Origin of the sequence: Cryobacterium sp. M23, from assembly GCF_002929655.1 — a bacterium.
GTDB classification, from domain to species: Bacteria; Actinomycetota; Actinomycetes; order Actinomycetales; family Microbacteriaceae; genus Cryobacterium; species Cryobacterium sandaracinum.
Genome location: NZ_PJJV01000041.1, coordinates 1 through 23,883, shown reverse-complemented (window position 1 = coordinate 23,883; position 23,883 = coordinate 1). Strand labels below are relative to the sequence as shown.

The 23,883-nt window shown below is 68.8% G+C and carries 22 protein-coding genes; 5 read left to right on the top strand and 17 right to left on the bottom strand.

The features are described from left to right. Window positions 1-159 precede the first annotated feature (159 nt). The 12 genes from CXY82_RS01355 to hemE form a co-directional block, all read right to left on the bottom strand. Entirely contained in the window at window positions 160-510 is a 351-nt protein-coding gene (locus tag CXY82_RS01355) for a hypothetical protein (protein ID WP_104099932.1), read from the bottom strand. A gap of 88 nt (window positions 511-598) precedes the next feature. After that, complete coding sequence (hemL, locus tag CXY82_RS01350; protein ID WP_104169353.1) at window positions 599-1,927, bottom strand: glutamate-1-semialdehyde 2,1-aminomutase; 1,329 nt, start codon at window positions 1,925-1,927, stop codon at window positions 599-601. Further along, the gene (hemB, locus tag CXY82_RS01345) at window positions 1,927-2,913 is read right to left on the bottom strand and encodes a porphobilinogen synthase (RefSeq protein ID WP_369828346.1); all 987 of its coding nucleotides are present in this window, start codon (window positions 2,911-2,913) and stop codon (window positions 1,927-1,929) included. Before hemB ends, hemL begins: the two co-directional genes overlap by 1 nt. 43 nt (window positions 2,914-2,956) lie before the next feature. Further along, the gene (locus CXY82_RS01340; RefSeq protein ID WP_104169351.1) at window positions 2,957-3,748 is read right to left on the bottom strand and encodes a uroporphyrinogen-III synthase; all 792 of its coding nucleotides are present in this window, start codon (window positions 3,746-3,748) and stop codon (window positions 2,957-2,959) included. Next, window positions 3,748-4,701, bottom strand: coding sequence for a hydroxymethylbilane synthase (gene hemC / locus CXY82_RS01335; protein WP_104169350.1), 954 nt, complete (start codon window positions 4,699-4,701; stop codon window positions 3,748-3,750). The genes CXY82_RS01340 and hemC overlap by 1 nt, the downstream gene beginning before the upstream one ends. Then, the gene (locus tag CXY82_RS01330; RefSeq protein WP_104169349.1) at window positions 4,698-5,792 is read right to left on the bottom strand and encodes a ferrochelatase; all 1,095 of its coding nucleotides are present in this window, start codon (window positions 5,790-5,792) and stop codon (window positions 4,698-4,700) included. Before CXY82_RS01330 ends, hemC begins: the two co-directional genes overlap by 4 nt. Next, window positions 5,792-6,556 carry a hydrogen peroxide-dependent heme synthase gene (gene hemQ / locus CXY82_RS01325; protein ID WP_104169348.1) on the bottom strand — a complete coding sequence of 255 codons (765 nt, stop codon included), beginning with the start codon at window positions 6,554-6,556 and terminating at the stop codon, window positions 5,792-5,794. Before hemQ ends, CXY82_RS01330 begins: the two co-directional genes overlap by 1 nt. 69 nt (window positions 6,557-6,625) lie before the next feature. Further along, a complete protein-coding gene (locus CXY82_RS01320) occupies window positions 6,626-6,949 on the bottom strand; it encodes a DUF3618 domain-containing protein (RefSeq protein ID WP_104169347.1) in 324 nt (107 codons plus the stop codon). Further along, complete coding sequence (locus tag CXY82_RS01315) at window positions 6,939-7,355, bottom strand: phage holin family protein (protein ID WP_158252018.1); 417 nt, start codon at window positions 7,353-7,355, stop codon at window positions 6,939-6,941. The genes CXY82_RS01320 and CXY82_RS01315 overlap by 11 nt, the downstream gene beginning before the upstream one ends. Before the next feature lie 31 nt (window positions 7,356-7,386). Further along, window positions 7,387-7,743, bottom strand: a complete 357-nt coding sequence (locus CXY82_RS17470) for a YtxH domain-containing protein (RefSeq protein ID WP_199180843.1) — start codon at window positions 7,741-7,743, stop codon at window positions 7,387-7,389. Between the two features lie 88 nt (window positions 7,744-7,831). Next, complete coding sequence (gene hemG, locus CXY82_RS01305; RefSeq protein WP_104169345.1) at window positions 7,832-9,313, bottom strand: protoporphyrinogen oxidase; 1,482 nt, start codon at window positions 9,311-9,313, stop codon at window positions 7,832-7,834. A gap of 28 nt (window positions 9,314-9,341) precedes the next feature. After that, entirely contained in the window at window positions 9,342-10,532 is a 1,191-nt protein-coding gene (hemE, locus tag CXY82_RS01300; protein WP_104169344.1) for a uroporphyrinogen decarboxylase, read from the bottom strand. Between the two features lie 71 nt (window positions 10,533-10,603). On the opposite strand from hemE, the gene CXY82_RS01295 reads away from it, so the two are divergent. Together CXY82_RS01295 and CXY82_RS01290 are read left to right on the top strand one after the other, a co-directional pair. Beyond that, window positions 10,604-11,968 (top strand): glutamyl-tRNA reductase, encoded by a 1,365-nt coding sequence (locus CXY82_RS01295; protein WP_104099943.1) that lies wholly within the window; start codon window positions 10,604-10,606, stop codon window positions 11,966-11,968. A gap of 88 nt (window positions 11,969-12,056) precedes the next feature. Beyond that, the gene (locus tag CXY82_RS01290; protein WP_104169343.1) at window positions 12,057-13,121 is read left to right on the top strand and encodes an alcohol dehydrogenase catalytic domain-containing protein; all 1,065 of its coding nucleotides are present in this window, start codon (window positions 12,057-12,059) and stop codon (window positions 13,119-13,121) included. A 262-nt stretch (window positions 13,122-13,383) separates the two neighbouring features. On the opposite strand, the gene CXY82_RS01285 is transcribed toward CXY82_RS01290, so the two are convergent. Beyond that, window positions 13,384-14,769, bottom strand: coding sequence for a glycine--tRNA ligase (locus CXY82_RS01285; RefSeq protein ID WP_104169342.1), 1,386 nt, complete (start codon window positions 14,767-14,769; stop codon window positions 13,384-13,386). A gap of 164 nt (window positions 14,770-14,933) precedes the next feature. On the opposite strand from CXY82_RS01285, the gene CXY82_RS01280 reads away from it, so the two are divergent. Beyond that, complete coding sequence (locus tag CXY82_RS01280) at window positions 14,934-17,228, top strand: carbon starvation CstA family protein (RefSeq protein ID WP_104169341.1); 2,295 nt, start codon at window positions 14,934-14,936, stop codon at window positions 17,226-17,228. Then, window positions 17,225-17,458 (top strand): YbdD/YjiX family protein, encoded by a 234-nt coding sequence (locus CXY82_RS01275; RefSeq protein ID WP_104099947.1) that lies wholly within the window; start codon window positions 17,225-17,227, stop codon window positions 17,456-17,458. Before CXY82_RS01280 ends, CXY82_RS01275 begins: the two co-directional genes overlap by 4 nt. A gap of 90 nt (window positions 17,459-17,548) precedes the next feature. On the opposite strand, the gene CXY82_RS01270 is transcribed toward CXY82_RS01275, so the two are convergent. The 3 genes from CXY82_RS01270 to CXY82_RS01260 form a co-directional block, all read right to left on the bottom strand. Beyond that, the gene (locus CXY82_RS01270) at window positions 17,549-18,451 is read right to left on the bottom strand and encodes a serine hydrolase (protein WP_166786606.1); all 903 of its coding nucleotides are present in this window, start codon (window positions 18,449-18,451) and stop codon (window positions 17,549-17,551) included. Window positions 18,452-18,526: 75 nt separating this feature from the next. Further along, window positions 18,527-20,491 (bottom strand): M13 family metallopeptidase, encoded by a 1,965-nt coding sequence (locus CXY82_RS01265; RefSeq protein WP_104169339.1) that lies wholly within the window; start codon window positions 20,489-20,491, stop codon window positions 18,527-18,529. Then, window positions 20,488-21,267: a DUF222 domain-containing protein gene (locus CXY82_RS01260; RefSeq protein ID WP_158252104.1), complete on the bottom strand. Its 780-nt coding sequence runs from the start codon at window positions 21,265-21,267 to the stop codon at window positions 20,488-20,490. Before CXY82_RS01260 ends, CXY82_RS01265 begins: the two co-directional genes overlap by 4 nt. A 347-nt stretch (window positions 21,268-21,614) precedes the next feature. On the opposite strand from CXY82_RS01260, the gene CXY82_RS01255 reads away from it, so the two are divergent. After that, on the top strand, window positions 21,615-22,946 hold the full coding sequence (locus CXY82_RS01255; RefSeq protein WP_233199108.1) for an MATE family efflux transporter: 1,332 nt from the start codon (window positions 21,615-21,617) through the stop codon (window positions 22,944-22,946). A 116-nt stretch (window positions 22,947-23,062) separates the two neighbouring features. Here the strand turns inward: CXY82_RS01255 and erpA are convergent, their stop codons facing one another. Further along, a complete protein-coding gene (gene erpA / locus CXY82_RS01250) occupies window positions 23,063-23,419 on the bottom strand; it encodes an iron-sulfur cluster insertion protein ErpA (protein ID WP_104169336.1) in 357 nt (118 codons plus the stop codon). Window positions 23,420-23,883: the final 464 nt, after the last annotated feature.

Sequence of the window (23,883 nt, the reverse complement as noted above, 5' to 3'; positions counted from 1 at the left end):
GAACTCGCGGATCTCCTCCGTTGTGAACCCCGGGCTTATCGACATTGCCTTGCCTCCTACTGCTTGTGAAGTGACTCACAAGCAGCTTGACGCAGAGGGGAATCGGTAAAATCTCCGTCGAATCGGTTCGACAGCGGACGTGCTCGACCAGTGGGACGGTCAACCGCCGAGCTTGAGCGACGCGATCAGGTCCGGGGCGTGGTTGGTGGTCAGGATCACCCGGGAGAACTCATCGTCAATGAGGTCGATCACGACCGCCTGGCGCTTGCGCTTGATCGCCAGGAAGTCCTTGCCGCCGCGAAACTTCCAGGTGCCCACCGCGACCACCAGCGGCAGGCCCACCCCGGGAGAACGGATCCCGCGGATCCAGATCCACGGGTCATCCGTGATCGTCACCGAACGGATGTTCCCCCGCGGTACGACGATGTCCTCGCGCCGCAGGGCGAGGGTCTTCTCCGCTTTCGTGAGGTGGATCTCAAGCCGGTCAGGGTGAACGCGGAGGGAAGCCATGCGTCTAGTCTGCCTGTTCCGGGACGAAATCCACCTGTCGGAACCTCACAAAGGAATAACTCCCGGGTGTACGGGTCACACCTGCGGGTCACACCTGCGGGGTCGCGGCGGCCGCGGCCTTCGCTGCGGCAGGGAGGGCGTCGAGGATCCAGCCGACCGCGCTCTCGTCGTGGGCGTTGGAGACGAACCAGGCCTCGAACACGGACGGCGGCAGCGAAACGCCCTGATCCAGCATGGAGTGGAAGAACGGACCGTAGCGGAACGTCTCCTGGCGCTGCACCTGAGCGTAGTTCCGAGGCGCGCTGGCGGCGGCTTCGGCACCGAATACGAAGCTGAACAGGTTGCCGGCCCGCTGCACGCTGTGCGCGACGCCCTCGGCCGAGAAGGCGGCGGAGACGGCCTCGGAGAGCAGCAGCGCGGTGGCGTCGATGCGCTCGTAGACGCTCTCGTCCAGGGCCCGCAAGGTGGCGATGCCGGCGGCGACCGCCACCGGGTTCCCGGAGAGCGTGCCGGCCTGGTAGACCGGGCCATTCGGAGCCAGGAAGTCCATCACGTCGGCGCGACCACCGAGGGCCGCCACCGGCAGGCCTCCGCCGATGACCTTGCCGTAGGTGAACAGGTCCGGCGTGTAGTCCGCCTGCCCCTGGCCCATGGTGTCCAGTCCCCAGTAGCCGGCCGGATGCACCCGGAAGCCGGTGAGGACCTCGTCGATGATCAGGAGCGCGCCTTGCTCGTGCGCGAGGGCGGTGAGCGCGGCGTTGAAGCCGGCGTCGGGAGCCACGACACCCATGTTCGCCGCCGCCGCCTCGGTGATCACGGCGGCGATCCGGCCCGGGTGCGCCTCGAAGGCGACTCGTACGGCATCCAGGTCGTTGTACGGCAGCACGAGGGTCTGCGCGGCCGTCGCTGCCGTGACCCCGGCCGAGCCGGGCAGGGCCAACGTGGCCAGGCCGGACCCTGCCTGAGCCAGCAGTCCGTCCGAGTGACCGTGGTAATGCCCGGCGAACTTGATCAGCAGGTCACGACCGGTGAAACCGCGGGCCAGACGGATGGCCGTCATGGTGGCCTCGGTGCCGGTCGAGACCAGGCGCAGCTTCTCGACCGCGCCGACGCGTTCCTCGATCAGTTCGGCCAGGATGGTCTCGCCGGGCGTAGAGGCACCGAAGGACAGTCCGAGCGCGGCGGCATCCTGCACCGCCTGCACGACCTCCGGGTGGGCGTGGCCGAGGATGGCCGGGCCCCAGGAGCTGACCAGGTCGACGTATTCACGCCCGTCCGAGTCGGTGACGTAGGCGCCCTTCGCTTTAACCAGGAACAGCGGGGTTCCCCCGACCGACCGGAAGGCCCGAACGGGTGAGTTCACTCCGCCGGGGATGGCGCGCTGCGCGCGGGCGAAAAGATCGTCGTTGCGGGACATCATCGGGCCTGTCTTTCGTTGAACCAGGTGGCCAGTTCGACCGCCCAGTAGGTGAGCACGGCGTCCGCTCCGGCGCGACGGATGCTGAGCACGGACTCTTCGACGGCCCGGCGGCGGTCGATCCAGCCGTGGGCGGCTGCGGCCTCAATCATCGCGTATTCACCGGACACCTGGTAGGCCCAGACCGGAACGTCACTGACGGCGGCGACCTCGGCGAGCACGTCGAGATAGCTGCCGGCGGGCTTCACCATCACGATGTCGGCGCCCTCCTGGATGTCGAGCCGGGCCTCGCGCACGCCCTCCCGGCGGTTCGCCGGGTCGAGCTGGTAGCTGCGCCGGTCACCGTCGAGGGTTGACTCCACCGCGTCGCGGAAGGGACCGTAGAAGGCCGAGGCGTACTTGGCCGAGTAGGCGAGCACGGCCGTATCGACGTAGCCGTTCTGGTCGAGCGCTTGGCGCACGGCGGCAACCTGGCCGTCCATCATTCCGCTCAGGCCGAGCAGCTGCGAGCCGGAGGCCGCCTGCACGAGCGCCATGTCGCAGTAGCGCTCGAGGGTGGAATCGTTGTCGACGCTGCCGTCTGCGCCGACCAATCCGCAGTGGCCGTGGTCGGTGAACTCGTCGAGGCAGAGGTCGGTCTGCACGACGAGGGCGTCGCCGACCTCGTCGGCCAGCGCGCGGGTGGCGGCGTTGAGGATGCCGTCGGGATCGGTCGCCCCGGAGCCGACGGCGTCGCGCACGGTCGGCACCCCGAAGAGCATGACGCCGCCGATGCCCGCTTCCGCGGCCTCGGTCACCGCCCGTCGGGCGCTGTCAATGGTGTGCTGAACCACCCCGGGCATCGACTGGATCGGCATCGGGTCGCCGCTGCCCTCCCGCACGAACATCGGAAGAACCAATTCGGAGGGGTGCAGACGGATTTCGCTGGCCAGGCGGCGGAGCGCGGGAGTGGTGCGCAACCGTCGCGGGCGGATGACGGGGTTTATCACCCGTCAACCCTACGTCGCCGGGCCGGGCGTGCGCGAACCGTCAGCGGGACTGGGCGACGTGCACCAGGGCCTGGATCAAGGACTCGGCGCTGGGCGAGTCGGCCACGACGTCTACGCGCAGGCCGATGGCCGCCGCATCCCGCGCCGTGCGCGGCCCGATGCAGGCCACCACGGTCGATTCGGGGATCGGCCCGAGTTGGTCCTGCACCTGCTGCGCCACGCTTCCGGAGGTGACGAGCAGGGCCTGGACAGTGCCGGCCGCGACGTCCGCGACGACGCTCTGGTCGACCGGGACGCCGATGGTGCGGTATGCGACGACCGATTCGACGTCGTGGCCGATCCGGCGCAGCCCCTCGGTCAGCAGCGGCTTGGCGATTTCCGAGCGGAGAGTGAGGATGCGCAGCGGCACCTGGCCCGAGGTGGCCGTTTCCCACTCCTCGAGGAGTCCGCGAGCCGAGTTGTCTTCGGAGGGGACGATGTCGACCCGGTAACCGGCCGCGATCAGGGCCGCGGCCGTTGTCTCGCCGACCGCCGCGATGCGCGTGGACGCGGCCACGACGGCACGGTGCGACGACAGAACGTCGACGGTCGTGGCGCTGGTCACGGTCATCCAGTCGAAGTCGCCCGCCGCGAGGCGTGCCAGGGCGGCCTCAAGCGCGGGGGCGTCGTCGGTCGGGGCGAAGTTGATCATGGGGGCCACGATCGGCTGGGCGCCCTTGGAACGCAGGTCGGCGGCGACGTGGTCGCCCCACGGGCCGCCGCGCGGCACGAGGACCCGCCAGCCGGTGAGCGGCTTGACGAGGCTGGTTTTCGTCTTGTAGCGCGAGTTCATCACGAAGTCACCTTCATCGGGGCGAAGTCAGCAGCGCCGCCGGCGAGTAGGTCGCACGAAACACGGTTGGACACGTCTTGCGCGGCTTCGGCCAGGTGCGCAATGGAGTGGGAGTCGGGGGTGGCGGCATGGGAGCTCACGACGCTGCGGGAGCCGTCCGGGCTGTACACCGTGGCGGTGAGGAACAGGAGCCCGTCGTCGATCGCGGCCATGGCGCCGATGGGCGCGGCGCAGCCGGCTTCGAGCCGCTCCAGCACCAGACGCTCGGCCATGACGGTGGTCTGGCTGGTCGAGTGATTGATCGCAGTGAGGGCCGTGGCGAGAGTACGGTCGAGCTTCCCGTCGCGCACCTCGAGCGCGAGCGCGCCCTGACCGGGTGCGGTCGGCCAATCCGACAGTTCCAGGTATTCGCCGTCCACGGACTCGAGCAGCGCCAGCCGGCTGAGGCCCGCGGCGGCGAGCACGACGGCGTCGAGGTCGCCCTCGGCCACACGGTTCAGACGGGTCTCCACGTTGCCACGGATGTCCACGACGTCCAGGTCCGGGCGCAGCGATCGCAGCTGGGCGGCCCGGCGCGGTGACCCTGTGCCGACTCGCGCGCCCTCGGGCAGCGTGGTCAGGTTCAGCCCATCGCGGGCGCACAGCACGTCGCGCGCATCCGCACGCTTCGGGGTGGCGCCGATTCGGAGGCCCGGGTAGGCGGCCGTCGGCAGATCCTTGAAGGAATGCACGACGACGTCGCATTCTTCGGCCAGGAGCGACTCCCGCAGGGCGCTGGCGAAGACGCCCGTGCCGCCCAGGCTTGACAGAGACTCGCGGGAGGTGTCGCCGTGCGTCGTGACCGTGACGATTTCGACCTCGGAGCCGGACGCGGTCGCGATGCGGTTCGCAATCGCAGTGGTCTGCGCCAGGGCGAGCGCGCTGCCACGGGTTCCGACGCGGATCAGGCTCACGGAGCCATCCCGGCGACGGCCGGCTTGAAGCCCAGGCGCACGTTCTCGCAGCAACCGGGGCGGCAGACGTCGTACCAGGGTCCGAGGTCGGTCTCGTGCGGACGAGCGTCGGCGGGGGTGTCGTTCATGCGCTCCTCAACCAGGTCGATGAGCCCGCTCACGAAGGCCGGGTCGACGCCGGGCGTCGGCACCCGCACGGACACCAGGCCGAGGTCCCCGGCGGTCTCGGTGGCCTCGTTGTCGAGGTCCCACATGACCTCCATGTGGTCACTGACGAAGCCGAGCGGCACGATGACGATGGCACGGATGCCCCGCTCCGGCAGCAACGCGATGGCGTCGTTGATGTCGGGCTCGAGCCACGGCATGGTGGGCGGCCCGCTGCGGGACTGGAAGACCAGCTGCCACGGGGTGTCCACCCCGACCATGACCTTCTGGGCGACGGCGAGGTGCTGCGCCGCATAGGCGCCGCCCTCGCCGAAGCCGCGCTCGGCCGGGCCGCTCTTGTTGGCGTCGGTCATCGGGATCGAGTGGGTCGAGAACAGGATTTCGACCTCGGTGGCCAGGTCGATTCCGGGGACCTGGGCCGCGACATCCGCGAGCCCCTTCTGGAGGGCGGTCACGAACGGGGTGACGAATCCGGGGTGGTCGAAGAACTGGCGCACCTTGTCGATGTGCACCACGCCCTCCAGCCCGGTCGCGGTCAGCGCGGCCGCGAAGTCCTCGCGGTACTGGCGGCAGCCGGAGTAGGAGCTGTAGGCGCTGGTGGCGATGGCCAGGAGCCGGGTCTGGCCGTTGTCGTTGGCCTCGCTGATGGTGTCGCGCAGGTAGGGTGCCCAGTTGCGGTTGCCCCAGAGCACGGGCAGGTCGATGCCGCGGCGTTCGAGTTCGGCCTGGAGCGCGGCGCGAAGCACACGGTTCTGGTCGTTGATCGGGCTGACCCCGCCGAAGTGGCGGTAGTGCTTGGCGACCTCTTCGAGGCGCTCCTCGGGGATGCCGCGCCCGCCGGTGACGTTGCGCAGGAACGGAATCACATCGTCCTGACCCTCGGGGCCGCCGAAGCCGGCGAGCAGGATGGCATCGTAGGTAGTCATTACTGCAGAACCTCCACCAGTTCGGCCGTCGAGATGCGGCGGCCGGTGTAGAACGGGACCTCTTCGCGCACGTGGCGGCGCGCCTCGGTGTTGCGCAGTTCGCGCATCAGGTCGACGAGCTCGGTGAGCTCGTCGCTTTCGATCGGCAGCAGCCACTCGTAGTCGCCGAGGGCGAACGAGGAGACGGTGTTGGCGATGGCTCCGCGGAAGGCCGCGCCCTTGCGGCCGTGGTCGGCGAGCATGGCGCTGCGCTCGGCCTCCGGCAGCAGGTACCACTCGTAGCTGCGCACGAACGGGTAGAGGGTCAGCCAGCCCTTCGGCTCCACTCCGCGCAGGAACCCAGGCACATGGCTCTTGTTGAACTCGGCGTCGCGGTGCACGCCCATGGCGTTCCAGGTCGGCAGGAGGCTCTTGAGGAGGCGGCTACGACGCAGCTGGCGGTGGGCCCACTGCAGGGTCTCGGCGTCCGGTGCGTGGGTCCAGATCATCACGTCGGCGTCGGCGCGGAGCCCGGAGACGTCGTAGAAGCCGCGGACGGTGACGCCCTCGGCCTCAACCAGACCGATGACGTCGTCGAGCTCCAGGACGGCTCGGGGCACATCGTGGCCGTCGAGGTCGTCCGGGTTGCTCGGATCTTTGCGCAGCACAGCGAAGAGCGTGAAACCCTGCGGCGACGCGTCTGGCGCGTCAGTCGTTTCGTGGGTCTCGGCAGAGGTGGTGGAGTGAGGTGGGTTTACTGCCTCTCCGGCAGCCGGGTGAGTCATAACTACTAGTCTCTACTCCTTTGCCGCGAGAGCCAAAACTGCGCGGTCGGGTACCGGCTTCCGTTGGCCTCAGCGGCGCTGCACGGCCCTGACACCGAGCCAGACGGCGCCCACCGCGGCCGTGGCCGCGCCCAGGACGATGCCGGCCAGTGCGAGGGGATTCTTCTCGCCGAGTTCGCGCAGGCGCACGTTGACCAGGCGCGAGCGCACGCGCAACTGCCTCGGCACGTTGAGCCTGTACTCGATCGCGTCGAGCGTTTGCGCGAGTTCGACGCGGGCACGGGCGGCCTCGGCGCGCAACTCGGTCTTGGTGCGCGGAACGGCCTCAACCGTGACAGCTTCGACGCTCCCGCGGACGGCCTCATGTGTCGTCGTGTTCACTTCAGTGCTCATATTTGCCAACTCCCTTGAGGGCGTCGACGTCGCGACGGATGCTTTCCGTCACGCCGTCCGGATCCGATGACGTTCCGGCCTGCAGCCGGTTTCTGCCGATCAGCCCCAATAGGAGCGCGAGCAGCAACAGGGCGACCGCCACGATCAGGGTCGCGAGCCAGAGCGGCAGGACGAGGGCAAGCGCGATGACCGCGAGGGCGACCAGCACCAGAGCCGCGAAGAACGTGAACAGGGCCGCCCCGACGAAGAGCCCGATGCCCAGCCCGATGTTCTTGGCCTTACCGGCGAACTCCGCCTTAGCCGCCTCGAGTTCGGCCTTGACCAGAGCGATGATCTGACCGGGCAGCTCACCGAGAAGGTCGAACGTCGATTTCCGGCTCTTCGGGTTGAATTCGCTGTTTCTCACAGTTTCCCCTTCATTCGGAGTGTCGCGGTGATTATTTCGTGATGGTGTCGTCGGCGAACGTCGTCGGTGCGGCCGGCGCTGCGGTCGCCGGCGTCGGCGTCGGCGTCGGCGTCGGCGTCGGCACGGTGTAACTGGTCCCGGACGTCTTGGACGCCTTGGACTGCAGGGCCGAGGCGATCTTCTTGCCGGTCTCGAGGAGTGCCGACGGCACATCCCCGACCCGCTCGAGCGCGAAGTCGCGGGCCTCGTTCACCCGGCGCTGAACGGGCGGCGCGTTCCATAGGTTGTCTGCCGCGGCCACGATCTGGTCGTAGCGCTTGCGCCCGGCGCGCGCGCCGAGGACGTATCCGACGAGTCCACCCGTGATGAACAGAAGTTTTCCCCGCATTGTCACTCCATTCCTCAAGGTGCACGTATCCCTCAGAGTATCCCGCATTAGGGATAAGAGCAGGTCGGCGCGGCCGGTGACCCGGTGATCAGATGCCGAGGGCCTCGTGCCGGGTGCGGGAGGCCGCGGCGACGGCATCCGGGATCACCGAGGCCAGGCCGGTGCCGGCGAGCCACGCACCCGTGAGTTCGAGTCCAGGGGTGGCGGCCACGACCTCGCGCACCTGGTCGACCCGCTCGGGCGCGCCGACGGTCGCGGGCGAGAGGGCATCGCCCCAGACCGTGCGCGCGAAACCCCGCACGGCGGTCGCGTCGAGATTGACGCCCAGGATCGTGCGAGCGTCCGCCAGGGACAGCGCGAGGAGCTCGTCATCGCGGAGACCGGCGGTGGGGCTGTCCTGGCCGGCGCGACCGTAGGACAGACGGATGACGTGTCGGCCCGGTCCGGCGGCCTCGGCCAGCCACTCCCACTTCGCGGTCACGTGGGTGAGCGCCTTGGCGGTGACCCCGGGGGTCGCGGCCGCGACCAGCACGCCGGTGCCGCGCGGGTGCAGGTCGAGCTCCGGGGCGTCGATGACGATCGTGGCCAGCTCGATCGCCGTCGGCTGCGGCCAGTCGAGTTCGGCGAGCGCCGCATGGGCCGGGCTCAGGCCGGCCAGTAGGCCGAGCGCCTGCGCGCCTGGAGTCGCGATGATCACGAAGCGGGCGTCGAGGGTGGTCTCCGGCGCCGGGGCTGCCGGGGCGTCTGCGTCCGCCGCCGTGTCCGGTGCCGCGCAGGTGGCCGTCCAGGTGGGCGCGTCCTCGGTGCCGGAGCGCTGCAATGCGGTGACCGGGGCATCCGTCACGATCTCGGCGCCGAAGTGCACGAGGTCGGCCACCAGAGCGGTCACGAGCCGGAACATGCCGCCGCGGAGCCCGGCCACGTTCGAGCCGGCCGGGGCGCCGGAGCGCAACGACAGCACGGCCCCGGAGAGCGAACCCGTCACCGTGAGGGCAGAGTTGAGGCCCGGGGCCACGACGTCGATCTCGAGATCGTCGGCCGCGGACGAGTACACCCCGGCGGTCACGGGTTCGACGAGCCGTTCGAGCACGCGGCGCCCCATGCGCTTGCGCACGAGTTCACCCAGGCTGTGTTCCCGGCCGATCGTCAACACCGGCATCAGCCGGTCCGCGTAGGCGCGCCAGGCGCCACTCCAGCCGATCACGCGGCGCACGTCGTCGGCGAGCGGAGAACCGGGGATGCCGAGCACGCCGGCCTTGGGCAGCGGAACGCTGACCGAACCATTCGGCACGCGGTCGTCGGGCAGGTGCAGCCACGCGCCGGCGGGGTTCGGCGCGACAACCTCGTCGGACAGGCCGAGGTCGGCGATGAACTCGGCCACCGCGTCGCGCCGCACGGCGAAGCTCTCGGCACCGCTGTCGAGGGTGAGGCCGGCAACTTGGTGACTGCCGAGTGCTCCGCCCGGCACACCGGTGGCTTCGAGCACGGTCACGCTGAGTCCGACCCGGGCGCAGGCTCGGGCGGCGATCAGGCCCGCCACCCCTCCACCGATGACGATGACGTCTTTCATTCGCGCCCCCTGAGCCTGCGTGCGATTGTCAGGACGCGGACGGCGCGGCGACCGGGGCTTCCGGGACGGCGCCGGCCGAGCCGGCGGAGACCGCGGTGACCTCGTGCACGAAGGCCACCAGGCGAGTCAGCACGTTCGGGTCGGTCATCGGCGGAACGCCGTGGCCCAGGTTCAGCACGTGGGACGGTGCCGTGCGCCCACGCTCGAGCACGTCGAGGACATGCGCTTCGAGCACCGGCCACGGTGCCGCGAGGAGCGCCGGATCGACGTTGCCCTGCACCGGGACCAGTCCGCCGAGGCGACGGTTGGCTTCATCGAGCGGCACCCGGTAGTCGACTCCGACGACGTCGGCGCCCACCCCGTGCATCTCCCTGAGCAGCTCGCCCGTGCCCACTCCGAAGTGCACGACGGGCACGTTGCGGCGCACGGATGCGACGCCCTCGGCATCTGTGCCCGCGGCGCCCTCGCCATAGGTGAGGTCGCGCACGTGGGCGATCGCCGCGGTGGAGGCAGGAGCGACGAAGCGCGTGTAGTCGGCCAACGAGAGCGCGCCGGCCCAGGAGTCGAATAGCTGGGCGGCGCTGGCGCCGGCCAGAACCTGCGCGCGCAGGAATCGTCCGGTGACCTCGGCCGTCCACTCCATCAGGGTGGCCCAGGCGTCGGGGTCCGCATGCATGAGCGTGCGGGCGTTGATGTGGTCCTTCGACGGGCCGCCCTCCACGAGATAGGCCGCCAGCGTGAACGGGGCCCCGGCGAATCCGATCAGCGGCGTCGAGCCGAGCTCGGCGACGGTGCGCGCGACCGCCGCGGTGATCGGGGCCAGGTTCCCCTCAAGCACGGCAGGGTCGAGAGCAGTGAGCTCCGCGACATCCTTCGCCGTGCGCACGGCCGTGCCGAGGACGGGGCCGGTGCCTGCGACGATCTCGACGTCGACGCCCACGAGCTTGAGCGGGATGACGATGTCGCTGAAGAGGATGCCGGCGTCGACGTTGTGGCGGCGCACCGGCTGCAGCGTGATTTCGCTCGCCATCTCCGGGTCGAGGCAGGCGTCGAGCATGCGCGTACCGACACGCAGCGAGCGATATTCGGGCAGCGAACGGCCGGCCTGGCGCATGAACCAGACGGGGGTGACGTCTGGCCTGGTGCCCTGGTAGGCGCGGATGAGGCGTGAATCGGCTGTGAGTCCGGTTGCGAGTGGGTGTTGCGCGTCGAGGTTCATTATCTTGATTCTGTCAAACTTCCGACACTCGGGCGATTCGGGCCCTCAGCCACAGGTCGTAGACTCATCGAGTGTTAATCTGCCTGTCCGCCAGCCATAAGAACTCCAGCTTTGATGTGCTGGAGAAATTGTCTGTCGGTGCGAATGACACGGCGGGTGGCATCCTCGAGCGGCACCCGGCCCTGGTCGGTGCCGTTGTCGTTGCCACCTGCAACCGGTTCGAGGCCTACCTCGACCTCGACGAACCGCTCGGCTCCTCCCCACTTTCGGCCGTGCACGCCGCCATCGACGGCGTCAGTGCGAGCACCGGCGTGGCCGTCGACGTTCTGCGGAACACCCTGGACCTGGTGCACGGCAGCGGCGTCGCCGAGCACCTCTTCGCCGTGACGAGCGGCCTCGAATCGGTGGTCGTCGGCGAGGGCGAAATCGCCGGCCAGGTGCGCCGCTCCCTTGAGCAGGCCCGGCTCTCCCGCACCACCAGCCCCGAACTCGAACGCCTCTTCCAGCGTGCGTCGCAGACCTCGCGGGGCGTCAAGAACCGCACCGGCATCGGAGCCGCGGGGCGTTCACTCGTGCGCCTGGCCCTCGAACTGGCCGAAAGCCGCATCACGGACTGGGCCCAGACCCGCGTGCTCCTGGTCGGCACGGGCCGTTACGCGGGGGCTTCCCTCGCCGCGCTGCGGGACCTCGGCGCCGAGGACGTGCGGGTGTACTCCCCCTCGGGCCGCGCTCAGAAGTTCGCCACCTCGCATCAGATCACCGCCGTCGCCGAGTCGGCGTTCGCCATCGAAGCCGCCGAGGCCGACCTGATCCTCACCTGCACGACCGCCGACACCCACGTGATCGACGCGGCCCTGCTCCACTCGGGCCGCGCACTCTCCCTGCAGCTCCCGGCCGCCGAAGCGCGCACACTGCCCTCCTGCCCGATGACGGATGCCCCGACCGAGATCCCGCGCCGGCTCATCATCGACCTGGGTCTGCCGCGCAACGTCGACCCGGACGTCACCGACCTGGCCGGCGTCGAGCTGCTCGACCTCGAGACCATCCGCATCCACGCGCCGCTCGAGGAGCTCAACGCCACCAGCGACGCCCGACTGCTCGTGGGCCGCGCCGCCCGCAAGTTCTCCGCGGTTGCCGAGGAGCAGAGCCTCGCCCCGGCCGTCGTGGCCCTTCGCAGCTACGTCTTCGACCTCCTCGACGGTGAGATCGAACGGGCGCGCAACCGCGGCGACAACAGCGAGCAGACCGAGGCGGCCCTGCGCCACTTGGCCGGCGTGCTTCTGCACACCCCGATGGTGCGATCCCGCGAGCTGGCCCGAGCGGGCGAGCAGGCCGCATTCCTGACCGGACTCGATGCCCTGTTCGGCATCCAGGTTGAGCTGCCCGCCGCCGGGACCGCGGCCACGGTCGCCGATATCGGCCCCGTGGCATCCTGACGGTGGGCGGCCTGGCCCTGCACGGTGCGAGCGTGCACAGTGCGAGCCTGCACGGTGCGAGCGTGCACAGCACGGCCGGGATCTGCGGGTGAGAGCCGTCTGGTTCGACGCGTTCGGTGCCGTACCCGAGCTGCGGGAGGTTCCTGACCCGGTGCCGTCCGCGTCCGGGGTCGTCGTGCGAGTGGAGGCCACCGGCCTCTGTCGCAGCGACTGGCACGGCTGGCTCGGGCACGACGCCGGCATCGCCCTGGCGCACGTTCCGGGCCACGAGCTCGTCGGCGTGATCGACGCCGTGGGGCCCGAGGTGCGCCGCTTCGCCGTGGGCCAGCGCGTCACCGTGCCGTTCGTCTGCGCCTGCGGCGACTGCCCGGAGTGCCGGGACGGCAACGGCCAGGTCTGCCGCAACCAGACCCAGCCCGGCTTCACCCACTGGGGCTCCTATGCGGAGCGGGTGGCCCTGCACAACGCCGACGTCAACCTGATCGCGATTCCCGTGGGACTGGATGCCGGCGCCGCCGCACTGCTCGGCTGCCGCTTCGCCACCTCCTATCGCGGACTCGTGCATCAGGCCCGGTTGCAGGCGGGCGAGACCCTCGTCGTGGTCGGCTGCGGCGGCGTCGGTCTCTCCGCGGTCATGATCGGCGCGGCGCTCGGTGCGACCGTGATCGCCGTGGACATCAGTGCCGCGGCCCGTGAGACGGCCGCGCGAGTGGGCGCGACCTTCACGGTGGACTCCGCCGGGCTCTCGAACGATGAGGTGGTGGCGCGGATCCGCTCGGTGACGGGCAGGGGCACGGATGCGGGTGCGGGTGCGCAGGTCAGCGTCGAGGCGCTCGGCCGGGAGAGCACGGTGGGCATCGCCATCCGTTCACTGGCAACCCGGGGACGTCACGTCCAGATCGGATTGCTGGCGGAAGACCCACGGCTTCCGCTCGGCGACGTCATCGCCCGCGAACTGACCGTGATGGGCAGCCATGGGATGCCCGCGGGCGACTATCCGGCCCTGCTGGCCCTGGTCACCTCCGGCCGGCTGCGCCCGCAGGACCTGATCGGCCGCCGCCTCAGCCTGGCCGAGGCGCCCGCCGCCCTCGCCGCCATGAGCGACCCGGCCGCGCCGGGCGGCGTCACCCTGATCGAGCTCGCCCGCCCCTGAACTCGTGCGGCAGCGGTGGCGGCTCGCTAGGAATCCGTCTCCCTCCACCTGTGGGGCCAACTCAGGAAAACCGGTGTGTCCGGTCGCCGCGGTGCCGCCGTTCCGGGACCGCCGAAGCTCGCCCGCGGGACTTCTCCTGAGTTAGCACCCCACCGGTACCGCCAGCGGTATCCCCGGCCCCAGCACCCCACCGGTACCGCCAGCGGTACCCCCGGCCCCAGCCGGCCGGCCCCAGCCGGTAGCGCGCGGCCGGCAGACTCGGCTATGCGCCGCGGAGGCGCTCGGCCAGGTAGGCGTCGAGCTTGTCGAGCGGCACGCGCTCCTGCGCCATGGTGTCGCGGTCACGCACGGTGACGGCCTGGTCCTCGAGCGAGTCGAAGTCGACCGTGACGCAGTACGGGGTGCCGATCTCGTCCTGGCGGCGGTAGCGGCGGCCGATGGCGCCGGCGTCGTCGAAGTCCACGTTCCAGGACTCGCGCAGCCGCGCCGCGAGGGACTTGGCCATCGGCGAGAGCGCCTCGTTGCGGGACAACGGCAGCACGGCGACCTTGATCGGCGCCAGGCGCGGGTCGAGTTTCAGCACGGTGCGCTTGTCGACGCCGCCTTTCGCGTTGGGCACTTCCTCCTCGTGGTACGCGTCTACCAGGAACGCCATCAGAGAGCGGGTCAGTCCGGCCGCCGGCTCGATCACGTAGGGAACCCAGCGCTCATTCTTCGTCTGGTCGAAGTAGGACAGATCCTTGCCGGATGCCCCCGCGTGCGTCCTGAGGTCGAAGTCGGTTCGGTTGGCAACACCCTCGAGCTCGCCGAATTCGCTGCCGCTGAAACCGAAGCGGTACTCGATATCCACGGTGCGCTTGGAATAGTGCGAGAGCTTCTCGGCCGGGTGTTCGAACAGGCGCAGGTTGTCGACGTTGATGCCGAGGCCGGTGTACCACTTCAGGCGCTGGTCGATCCAGTACTGGTGCCACGTCTCATCCGTGCCCGGCTCGACGAAGAATTCCATCTCCATCTGCTCGAACTCGCGGGTACGGAAGATGAAATTTCCCGGGGTGATCTCGTTGCGGAAGCTCTTGCCGATCTGGCCGATGCCGAACGGCGGCTTCATGCGAGCAGCCTGCAGCACGTTGGCGAAGTTCACGAAGATGCCCTGCGCGGTCTCGGGGCGCAGGTAGTGCATGCCGGCCTCGTCGTCGACCGGGCCGAGGTAGGTCTTGAGCAGGCCGGAGAAAGCGCGCGGTTCGGTCCAAATATGACGGTTGCCGCAGTTCGGGCAGGGGATGCCGTCGATGCCGCCCTCGGGCGGGCGGCCCTTCTTCTCCTCGAATTCCTCCTCGAGGTGGTCTGCGCGGAAGCGCTTGTGGCAGCTCGTGCACTCGACCAGCGGGTCGCTGAAGACCTCGACGTGACCGGATGCCTCCCACACCTTGCGGGGAAGGATCACCGAGGAGTCGAGGCCCACCACGTCGTCGCGGCTGGTGACCATGAAGCGCCACCACTGCTTCTTGATGTTCTCCTTGAGCTCCACGCCCAGCGGCCCGTAGTCCCAGGCGGACCGGGACCCACCGTAGATTTCACCGGCCTGGAACACGAACCCGCGGTGGCGGGCAAGGGCGATGACGGAATCGAGGCGGGAGAGGGCGGCCACGGGGCTCCAATGGTCGAGAGGGCGGGGGATCTGGAAAGCACACAGGACAGGCAGAAGCCGCCCGGCGCTCCGTCCATTTTAGGCGTCCGTCCGGAAGGTGCCGCCAAGCTGTTAGCCTTGCTAAGGATTTCCGCAGTCCTTGCGGGTACCTCAAAGGAGAGATCATGGGCACCAAGCCCCGCACGCCACACGATTCAGCCAAGCGGGGTGAGGAGCTGGAGCGGGATCCCCTCCTGTTGCCCGTTGCTCTCGACCAGACCACCCACGACGCCGAGGAAGCCCACTGGACCCCCCTGAAGATCGGGATCTGGGGCGGCATCTCGCTGCTCGGCGGGCTGAGCTGGGTGATGCTCGCCGTCGTTCGCGGCGAGACCGTCAACGCCATCTGGTTCGTCTTCGCCGCCGTCTGCACGTACCTGATCGGTTACCGTTTCTACTCCAACTACATCCAGAAGCACCTGCTGCACCCCGATGACCGGCGCGCGACGCCGGCCGAGTACAAGGCCGATGGCAAAGACTTCGCGGCCACGGACCGCCGGGTTCTCTTCGGTCACCACTTCGCCGCGATCGCCGGCGCCGGACCGCTCGTCGGCCCCGTGCTGGCCGCCCAGATGGGCTACCTGCCCGGCACGATCTGGATCATCGTCGGTGTCGTGCTTGCCGGCGCGGTGCAGGACTACATGGTGCTGTTCTTTTCAATGCGCCGCGGCGGACGCTCCCTGGGTCAGATGGCCCGGGACGAGCTCGGCAAGGTGGGCGGCACGGCCGCCCTCGTCGCGACTCTGGCGATCATGGTCATCATCGTGGCCATCCTCGCCCTCGTCGTCGTCAACGCCCTCGCGGACAGCCCCTGGGGCGTCTTCTCGGTCTCGATGACCATTCCGATCGCCCTGTTCATGGGCGTCTACCTGCGCTTCTTCCGCCCGGGCCAGGTCACCGAGGTCTCGATCATCGGCTTCATCTTGCTGCTGGCCGCCATCATCGGCGGTGGCATGATCGCGGACACCGAGTGGGGCTCGACCTTCTTCGCCATTGAACCGCTGCCCCTCGCGATCGGCATCATCGTCTACGGCTTCGTGGCCGCCATCCTTCCGGTCTGGCTGCTCCTGGCCCCCCGGGACTACCTGTCCACCTTCATGAAAATCGGCACGATCGGGATGCTGGCAATCGCCATCATCATCGTCCGCCCCGAGATCTCGGCCCCGGCCGCCAGCGAGTTCGTGAATGGCGGCGGCCCCGTGGTGAGCGGCTCGCTCTTCCCGTTCCTCTTCGTCACCATCGCCTGCGGCGCCCTGTCCGGCTTTCACGCCCTGATCGCCTCCGGCACGACACCGAAGCTGATCGAGAAGGAACGCCAGACCCGGTTCATCGGTTACGGCGGAATGCTGATGGAATCATTCGTCGCCATCATGGCGCTCGTCGCCGCGCTGTCGATCGACCGCGGCATCTACTTCGCCATGAACTCCTCGCCGGCCCTGACCGGCGGCACCGTTGAGGGTGCTGTCACATTCGTGAACAGCCTCGGCCTGACCGGCGTCAACCTGACCCCCGAGATGCTCACCGAGACCGCGAAGAACGTGGGTGAGGAGACCATCGTGTCCCGCACCGGCGGCGCCCCGACCCTGTCGGTCGGGCTCGCCAACATCATGCACCAGCTTGTGGGCGGCTCGGGGATGATGGCGTTCTGGTACCACTTCGCCATCATGTTCGAGGCGCTGTTCATCCTGACCGCCGTCGATGCCGGAACCCGCGTGGCCCGGTTCATGCTGCAGGACAGCCTCGGCAACTTCTTCCCGAAGTTCAAGAACACCTCCTGGCGCCTGGGCGCCTGGGTCACGACCGGGATCATGGTCGCCGCCTGGGGTGCCGTGCTCGTGATGGGCGTCACCGACCCGCTCGGTGGCATCAACACCCTGTTCCCGCTGTTCGGAATCGCGAACCAGTTGCTGGCGGCCATCGCCCTGGCCGTCTGCCTGGCGATCGTGGCCAAGCGAGGGCTGTTCACGTACCTCTGGGTTGTGGCGCTGCCGCTGACCTTCGCCGCCGTCGTGACCATCTACGCGTCGTTCCTGAAGATCTTCTCGACCGTTCCCGCCGTGGGCTACTTCGCCCAGAATCGAGCGTTCTCCAACGCTCTGGATGAGGGACTCACCAGCTTCGGCACGGCGAAGACCGTCGAGGCGATGGAGGCGGTCGTGCGCAACACGATGGTGCAGGGCGTCCTTTCGATCCTGTTCGTCGTGCTGGCCATCATCGTGATGGTCACCGCCGTGCAAGCCACCTGGAAGTCCTACAAGACCCGCAGCTTCGGCACCAACGAGGATGACGCGGTGGCGTCGCAGATGTTCGCCCCGTCCGGCTTCGTGGCCACTCCGGAAGAGAAGAAGCTGGCCGCACGCTGGGACACCCAGATCGCCCAGGCCAAGCTGGACAAGGCAGGGAGGACGACCCGCCGATGAATCTGCTCGCTAGTGTTCGCCACGGCGCGAAGAGCTTCGCCTGGTTCATGAGGGGGGTCATGGGTGAAGACGCCTACGACAAGTACAAGGCCCACCATGAGGCCCATGACGAATCGATTCATGACCCGGATGCCGCCGCCTGCTCCGGACCAGTGATGATGACGGAACGCGAATTCTGGCGCGACCAGACTGACCGCCAGGACATCAACCCCCAGGGTCGGTGCTGCTGAGCGGGTGCGCCACCACCACCCAGGGCTGCCCCCGCGAAGGATTCCTTCGCGGGGGCAGCCCTGTTTTCCTGTTTTCACCGGCGACGCCGGTCAGTGCACGTATTCCAGCAGGTCGAGGCCGACCGCGCGCATCCCGTCGAGCACCGCGAGCCGGGACGAGAGGCGGGTGTCCGCGAAGGACATCGAGACCATGTAGGTCACCCCGGCGCGCGGGCCGCGCAGAATGCCGATCTCACTGCGCACGCCGGCATCCGTTCCGATCTTGTTGACCAGCAGGAGGCCGTGATCTCCGGACCGATGCGCGAGCGGGTCGAGCCCGAACGCGCTGGCGACCATGGACAGGTCGGCGCCGAGCGACAGCCAGCCGAGCACGCGCTCACTCGCCTCCGCATCGACGACCTCCCCCCGGGCCAGCGCCGTGAACAGCCAGGTGAGCTCCTTGGCGCTGCCGACCGAGAGCTGAGGCGCGTCATCGGGACCGCGCCGGTCGCGCACAAGGTCGAGCAGGGCGGTGCGGCTGAGTCCGAGCTGCTCGGCGCGGGACCGCACCGCGTCCAGGCCGACTGCGCGGAGCAGCACATTGGTGGCCAGGTTGTCGTTGATGGCACCGATCAGCGCAGCGAGGTCGGCGATAGGCAGCGAGGGAGCCTGCAGGTGCTGCCAGAGGCCGGATCCGGCGACCGAATCGGACACGGTGCGATCGAGGATCGTGTACGCGCCGAAGTCGGCGTCGCGGAGCCGGGCGGCGACCTCGATCAGCAGAAGCACCGTGCCGATGCCGGCGGTGGGCATGACCACGTGGTCGTCCACGGAGAACAGCACCCGGCCGGTGACCAAATCGGTGGCGCGGGCCGACACCTGCACCCCGTCGACCGCGAGGTCACCGAGCGCCTGGAACCCGCGGCCGAAGTTCGCCGTGGCGTCCACGCCGCCGTGCCTGCCGCGGCGCGCCGAGGAGTGGCGAGACCGGCGCTCTGAGTCCTGGGATGGCATGGCCACAGTGGGCAGGTCCTTACGTAGATTCGGGCTGCTCGACCCCGGTGACACGGGCTTACGGTCGCGCTGAGGTCACCAGATCGTAACGCGCTTTTCCGGGTCCAGCCAGAGAGCGTCGTCCGGGGTGACGCCGAACGCCGTATAGAACTCGTCGATGTTGCGCACGATCTGGTTGCAGCGGAATTCGTTGGGCGAGTGCGGGTCGATCGAGAGCAGGCGGACGGCCTCCTCGTCACGCATCTTGAGCTGCCAGGCCTGTGCCCAGGAGAGGAAGAAGCGCTGGGTGCCGGTGAGTCCGTCGATCACGGGCGGCGCCTGACCGTCCAGCGAGATCAGGTAGGCCTTCCAAGCGATGGAGAGCCCGCCGAGGTCGCCGATATTCTCGCCGATGGTGAGTGCGCCGTTCACGTGGTGGTCGGGAACCTGATGCGGGGCGAGCGCGTTGAACTGCTCGATCAGGGAGCCGGTGCGCTCTTCGAAGGCCGTGCGGTCATCTTCGGTCCACCAATCGGTGAGTAGCCCGGTGCCGTCGTATTTCGAGCCCTGGTCGTCGAAGCCGTGGCCGATCTCGTGCCCGATGACGGCGCCGATCGCGCCGTAGTTGGCGGCGGAATCGCGGGCATCGTCGAAGAACGGCGGCTGCAGGATGGCGGCCGGGAAGACGATCTCGTTGAAGCCCGGGTTGTAGTACGCGTTGATCGTCTGCGGGGTCATGAACCACTCGTCGCGGTCGAGCGGGTTGCCGATCTTGCCCAATTCCCGCTGAAACTCGAACTCGCTCGTGGCGCGCACGTTCTTGATCAGGTCGGCCGGGTCGACCGAAAGGGTCGAGTAGTCCCGCCACTTGACCGGGTAGCCGATCTTGGGGGTGAACTTCTCGAGCTTGTCGAGCGCACGGGCGCGCGTCTCCGCGGTCATCCAGTCGAGTTCGGTGATGCTCCGGCGGTAGGCCTCGACCAGGTTGGCCACGAGTATATCCATGCTCGCCTTCGCGCTGGGCTTGAAGTGCCGCTCGACGTAGATGCGCCCGACGGCCTCGCCGAGCGCCCCCTCGACGAGCGAGACGCCACGCTTCCAGCGCTCGCGCATTTGGGGAGTGCCGGTCAGGGTGCGACCGTAGAAGTCAAAGCTGGACTCGACGAAATCGCTCGACAGGAACGCGGCGCTGGAACGGATGATCTGCCACCGTAGCCAGTCCTTCCAACCCTCGAGCTGGTCCTCGGTGAGCATCTCCGCCAGACCGGTCACGAAGCTGGGCTGGCGCACGACAACCTCGTCGAGAGCACCGGCCGGGCCGTCGAGCCCGTCAAGCCAAAGGTGCAGGTCGGCGCCGGCGGCCAGCGCGGTGACCTGACCCCAGGTCTTGAGGTTGTAGGTCTTCTCGCTGTCGCGCGAGCGCACCTTGTCCCAGTGGTGGGTGGCGAGCTCGGTTTCGAGAAGGAACACGCGCTCGGCGCGACCGGCGGCATCCGGGGTGCCGACGAGGCCGAACATCCGGGTCAGGAACGCCTGGTAGGCCTCCCGGATCGCGGCGAACTTCTCGTCGCGGTAGTAGGACTCGTCGGGGAGGCCGAGCCCGCCCTGCTCGACGAAGACGAGGTAGCGCTCGGGGTCCCCCGGATCGTTGTCGACGAAGAGACCGAAGGCGCCGGACACACCCGCGCGCTCGAGGCGGCCGAGGGTGCCGAGCAGCTCGGGGACGGAGGTGACGGCGTCGACGATGGCGAGATCGGCCGCGAGCGGGGTCGCTCCGAGCTCTTCGACGCGGTCCTCGTCCAGGAAGCTGGCATAGAGGTCACCGAATTTGCGCTCCTCGGTGCCGGGGGCGGCGGTCTGGGCTTCGAGGATGATTTCCCGGACGGCCTTCTCCGATTCCTCGGCGAGCAGGTAGAACGAGCCCCAGCGGGCCTTGTCGGCCGGGATCTCACTGCGGGCGATCCACTTGCCGTTCACATGGCGGAAGAGGTCGTCCTGCGGACGCACCTCGAGGTCAAGTTCGTCGCGGTCGATTCCGGATGCGGTCCCCTGGTCAGTCATACCTCCACCCTATTCGCTGTGACAGTGGCCGAGCTGGTAGAGACCCGTCGGGTGTGCACACGGATGGCGGTGGACCTCCCGGCCCGCTGGTCGAGCCCGCCGAGACCCGGAGCTACAGCCCCACCGCCTTGCTCGGCAGTGCGATCAGTGTCTGCTCCGGTTCGTTTTCCACCGGTGGCCGGAGCCAATACTGGGTTTCGGTGCGGGTGATCTTCCAGTGCTGGTTGTGCAGAAGCAGGTGGTGCGGGTGGCAGAGCAGCACTCCGNACTCCGTCGGCGAGGTTGGTGTCTCCGCTGTCTGTGAGCCATTCGTTGATGTGGTGGGCTTCGCTCCAGGCCGGTGATCGGTCGCAGCCGACCCAGAGGCATCCACCATCGCGCACTCCCATCGCGGCGCGCTGTGCCTCCGTGAAGAGTCGTTCGTCACGGCCGACGTCGATGATTTGGCCGATGTCGTCGAATTTGATGCCGCGGGTGCCGGTGTCGCAGAGCAACCGGTCGATGGTTTCCTGCGAGATCGGGATCGGGTTGCCCTCGATCTGCCCGTGCGCGGCGGGTTCGGCGGCACCCGGCTCGCCGGTCTCAGCCGTGAGGGCTTTCTCGGTCACGATGACGCGCACCGCCGGGCGGCGTCCGCCGAAGACCCGGCCGGGGTCGGCCTCGCCGGCGATCTTGAGCAGCTGCACGAGGGAGTCCGCGTTGATCTGCTCGGTGCTGCGCGGGTCGTCCTGCATTTTCTGGGCCCAGGCGGCGCGCTCCGGGTCGACGAAGCGCACTCCGCCGCGGCGGGGTCGGTGATGGAGTCGAAGGTGGAGAGCACGAACTCGCCGTCTTCGGGGGCGAAGAGCCCGTCGGCAGAGCCTCATAGTCGGCGCTCGAGGAGCCCAGCAGGGCGACGGCATCGGCCGCCTACCTGAGGTCATCCGCGAGGTTCGTCAAACTACGAGGATACCTGATGTAGTACAGGTAGTTGAGAGTCTGTCACTTATTATGGACACTTTATAGCACTAGTTTCGAAGTCTTGTCTGGCAGCGCGGAGATTGGCTCGCCGGGTCTCGACAGGCTCGACCATCGGAAGCGGACACCGGGTGCGGAGGGGCTGAACTAGAGTTTTGGGATCACCATCACCGTGCTCCGCCCGCAGCCCATCGACCGCGAGATCCTGCGCCTCGCCATCCCCGCCGTCGGCGCGCTCATCGCCGAACCGCTCTTCCTGCTCGCCGACTCCGCCATGGTCGGGCACCTCGGCGCCGTTCCGCTGGCCGGACTCGGCTTGGCCGGCGCCGTGCTGCAAACGATCATCGGCCTGATGGTCTTCCTGGCCTACAGCACCACGCCCGCGGTGGCCCGCTGGCTGGGGGCCGGCGACCGCCGCCGTGCGGTCGCGGTCGGCATCGACGGACTCTGGCTGGCCCTCGGCCTCGGTGTGCTGCTCGCGATTGCGGGCTGGTTCGCCACCCCCCTGCTCGTCGGCGCGTTCGGCGCCGAGCCCGCCGTCACCGCCGCGGCCGTCAGCTACTTGGGCCCATCGATGTTCGGACTGCCTGCCATGCTGCTCGTCTTCGCGGCGACCGGGCTGCTCCGCGGGCTGCAGGACACCCGCACCCCGCTGTGGGTGGCCGGGATCGGGTTCTCGGTCAACATTCTGCTGAATGCGGTGTTCATCTACGGCCTGGGACTCGGCATCGTCGGATCCGCCCTCGGCACGGTCGTGGCACAGTGGGCGATGGTCGCGGTCTACCTTGCCGTCGTCGGCCGCCACGCCCGCCGCGAGAGTGCGCCGCTGCGCCCGCATCGGGTCGGGATGTTGCGGGGCGCGGCATCCGGCGGCTGGCTGTTCCTGCGCACGGTGAGCCTGCGTGCGGCCATGTTGCTCGCGGTTTTCGTGGCCACGAGCCTTGGTTCTCCCGAGCTGGCCGCCTTCCAGATCGCGATGACCCTGTTCGCCACGCTCGCGTTCGCCCTTGACGCCCTGGCGATTGCGGCACAGGCGCTGGTGGGCCGGGGCCTCGGCGCCGGAAACTTGGCCGAGGTGCGCGCGGTGCTCAGGCGCTGCCTCGAATGGGGCGTGCTCAGCGGGTCCGCGCTCGGGCTGCTGGTGATCGCCGCGAGCGGCGTGCTCGGCCGACTGTTCACGAACGCGACCGAGGTCAGCGACCTGCTGCCGGCGGCCCTGATCGTGCTCGGGCTATCCGTTCCGCTCGGCGGGGTGGTCTTTGTGCTCGACGGAGTGCTGATCGGTGCCGGCGACGCGCGCTACCTGGCCCTGACCGGATTGGTGAACCTGGCCGCGTTCGTGCCGCTGGCCGTCGCGGTGCTGCTGCTGGCGCCGTCGGGATCAGCGGGACTGGCCTGGCTGATGGCGGCGTTCGCGTTCGGCTACCTCGGCGCACGCGGGGTGACGCTCGGGCTGCGCGCCCGGGCGGCGAAGTGGATGGTCGTCGGCGCCCGCTGACATCGGGGCAGCCCCAGCGCTGACGGCCGCGGCGCAGCTCGGAAAGCGGGCGCAGGTTCTCCCGTGCGCCAGCCTCCGCGGCCGGCGCCGGAAGGCTAGGCACGGCGGCGGCGACTCTAGCTGAAGGAGTCGCCGCAGGCGCAACTGCTGCCGGCGTTCGGGTTGTCGATCGTGAAGCCCTGCTTCGCGATGGTGTCCTCGAAGTCGATCGAGGCACCCTCGAGGTACGGCACACTCATCTTGTCGAGCACGACCCCGACGCCGTCGAAGTCCACGATGACGTCGCCCTCGAGAATGCGCTCGTCGAAGTAGAGCTGGTAGATCAGGCCGGAGCAGCCTCCGGGCTGCACGGCTACGCGCAGGTTCAGGTCTTCGCGACCCTCTTGGCTGAGCAGGCTGCGCACCTTCAGCGCGGCGGCGTCGGTCAGGCCGACGCCGTGGGCCGGTGCGATGGGGGCAATGGTGTCGGTCATGAGACTCCTCGGACTTCACGCTGCATGGACGCGTCGGGACCGCTCCGCTTGAGCGTTTCGCCTGCGCGAGTATCCAGACACTCTAAGCTCCCGCGGCCGTTCTGCGAACCTCGGAGGCTGCCGCCGGCATCCGCTGCGTGCCCGCGCCTCCCCGACGACCCCTCGACGACCTGCCGGTGACCCGCCAAAGCGAGCCGAAGTGTAGCCAGATGAAACCCTGAAGCCTAGGGTGAAGTGTTCCCGTTTTTTTTATGCGCGTGGTCCAGATGACCGCGACGCAGCACGGCGTGGCCCTGATTGTCTTTGATCTCTCAGCGGTGCGCACCTGAGCCGTCCTCACAACTCGTTCTCAGCCGGTCTCCTCACGGAGTCCGGCTCGGGATGACCGGACTAATATCCGGGTTGCCGGGGTGGCAGAAGAGGTAAATATGTCTGACGTCCTTCTTGACCGCCCCGAACTTGCG

What these genes read in the sequence shown, in the direction of transcription:
- CXY82_RS01320 (WP_104169347.1), bottom strand. Translation starts at nt 6,949, where the DNA reads ATGAGCACTGAAGTGAACACGACGACACATGAGGCCGTCCGCGGGAGC.
- erpA (WP_104169336.1), bottom strand. Translation starts at nt 23,419, where the DNA reads ATGACCGACACCATTGCCCCCATCGCACCGGCCCACGGCGTCGGCCTG.
- CXY82_RS01280 (WP_104169341.1), top strand. Translation starts at nt 14,934, where the DNA reads ATGGGCACCAAGCCCCGCACGCCACACGATTCAGCCAAGCGGGGTGAG.
- CXY82_RS01265 (WP_104169339.1), bottom strand. Translation starts at nt 20,491, where the DNA reads ATGACTGACCAGGGGACCGCATCCGGAATCGACCGCGACGAACTTGAC.
- CXY82_RS01340 (WP_104169351.1), bottom strand. Translation starts at nt 3,748, where the DNA reads ATGAACTCGCGCTACAAGACGAAAACCAGCCTCGTCAAGCCGCTCACC.
- hemQ (WP_104169348.1), bottom strand. Translation starts at nt 6,556, where the DNA reads ATGACTCACCCGGCTGCCGGAGAGGCAGTAAACCCACCTCACTCCACC.
- CXY82_RS17470 (WP_199180843.1), bottom strand. Translation starts at nt 7,743, where the DNA reads ATGCGGGGAAAACTTCTGTTCATCACGGGTGGACTCGTCGGATACGTC.
- hemG (WP_104169345.1), bottom strand. Translation starts at nt 9,313, where the DNA reads ATGAAAGACGTCATCGTCATCGGTGGAGGGGTGGCGGGCCTGATCGCC.
- CXY82_RS01355 (WP_104099932.1), bottom strand. Translation starts at nt 510, where the DNA reads ATGGCTTCCCTCCGCGTTCACCCTGACCGGCTTGAGATCCACCTCACG.
- hemL (WP_104169353.1), bottom strand. Translation starts at nt 1,927, where the DNA reads ATGTCCCGCAACGACGATCTTTTCGCCCGCGCGCAGCGCGCCATCCCC.
- CXY82_RS01330 (WP_104169349.1), bottom strand. Translation starts at nt 5,792, where the DNA reads ATGACTACCTACGATGCCATCCTGCTCGCCGGCTTCGGCGGCCCCGAG.
- CXY82_RS01275 (WP_104099947.1), top strand. Translation starts at nt 17,225, where the DNA reads ATGAATCTGCTCGCTAGTGTTCGCCACGGCGCGAAGAGCTTCGCCTGG.
- CXY82_RS01270 (WP_166786606.1), bottom strand. Translation starts at nt 18,451, where the DNA reads ATGCCATCCCAGGACTCAGAGCGCCGGTCTCGCCACTCCTCGGCGCGC.
- hemE (WP_104169344.1), bottom strand. Translation starts at nt 10,532, where the DNA reads ATGAACCTCGACGCGCAACACCCACTCGCAACCGGACTCACAGCCGAT.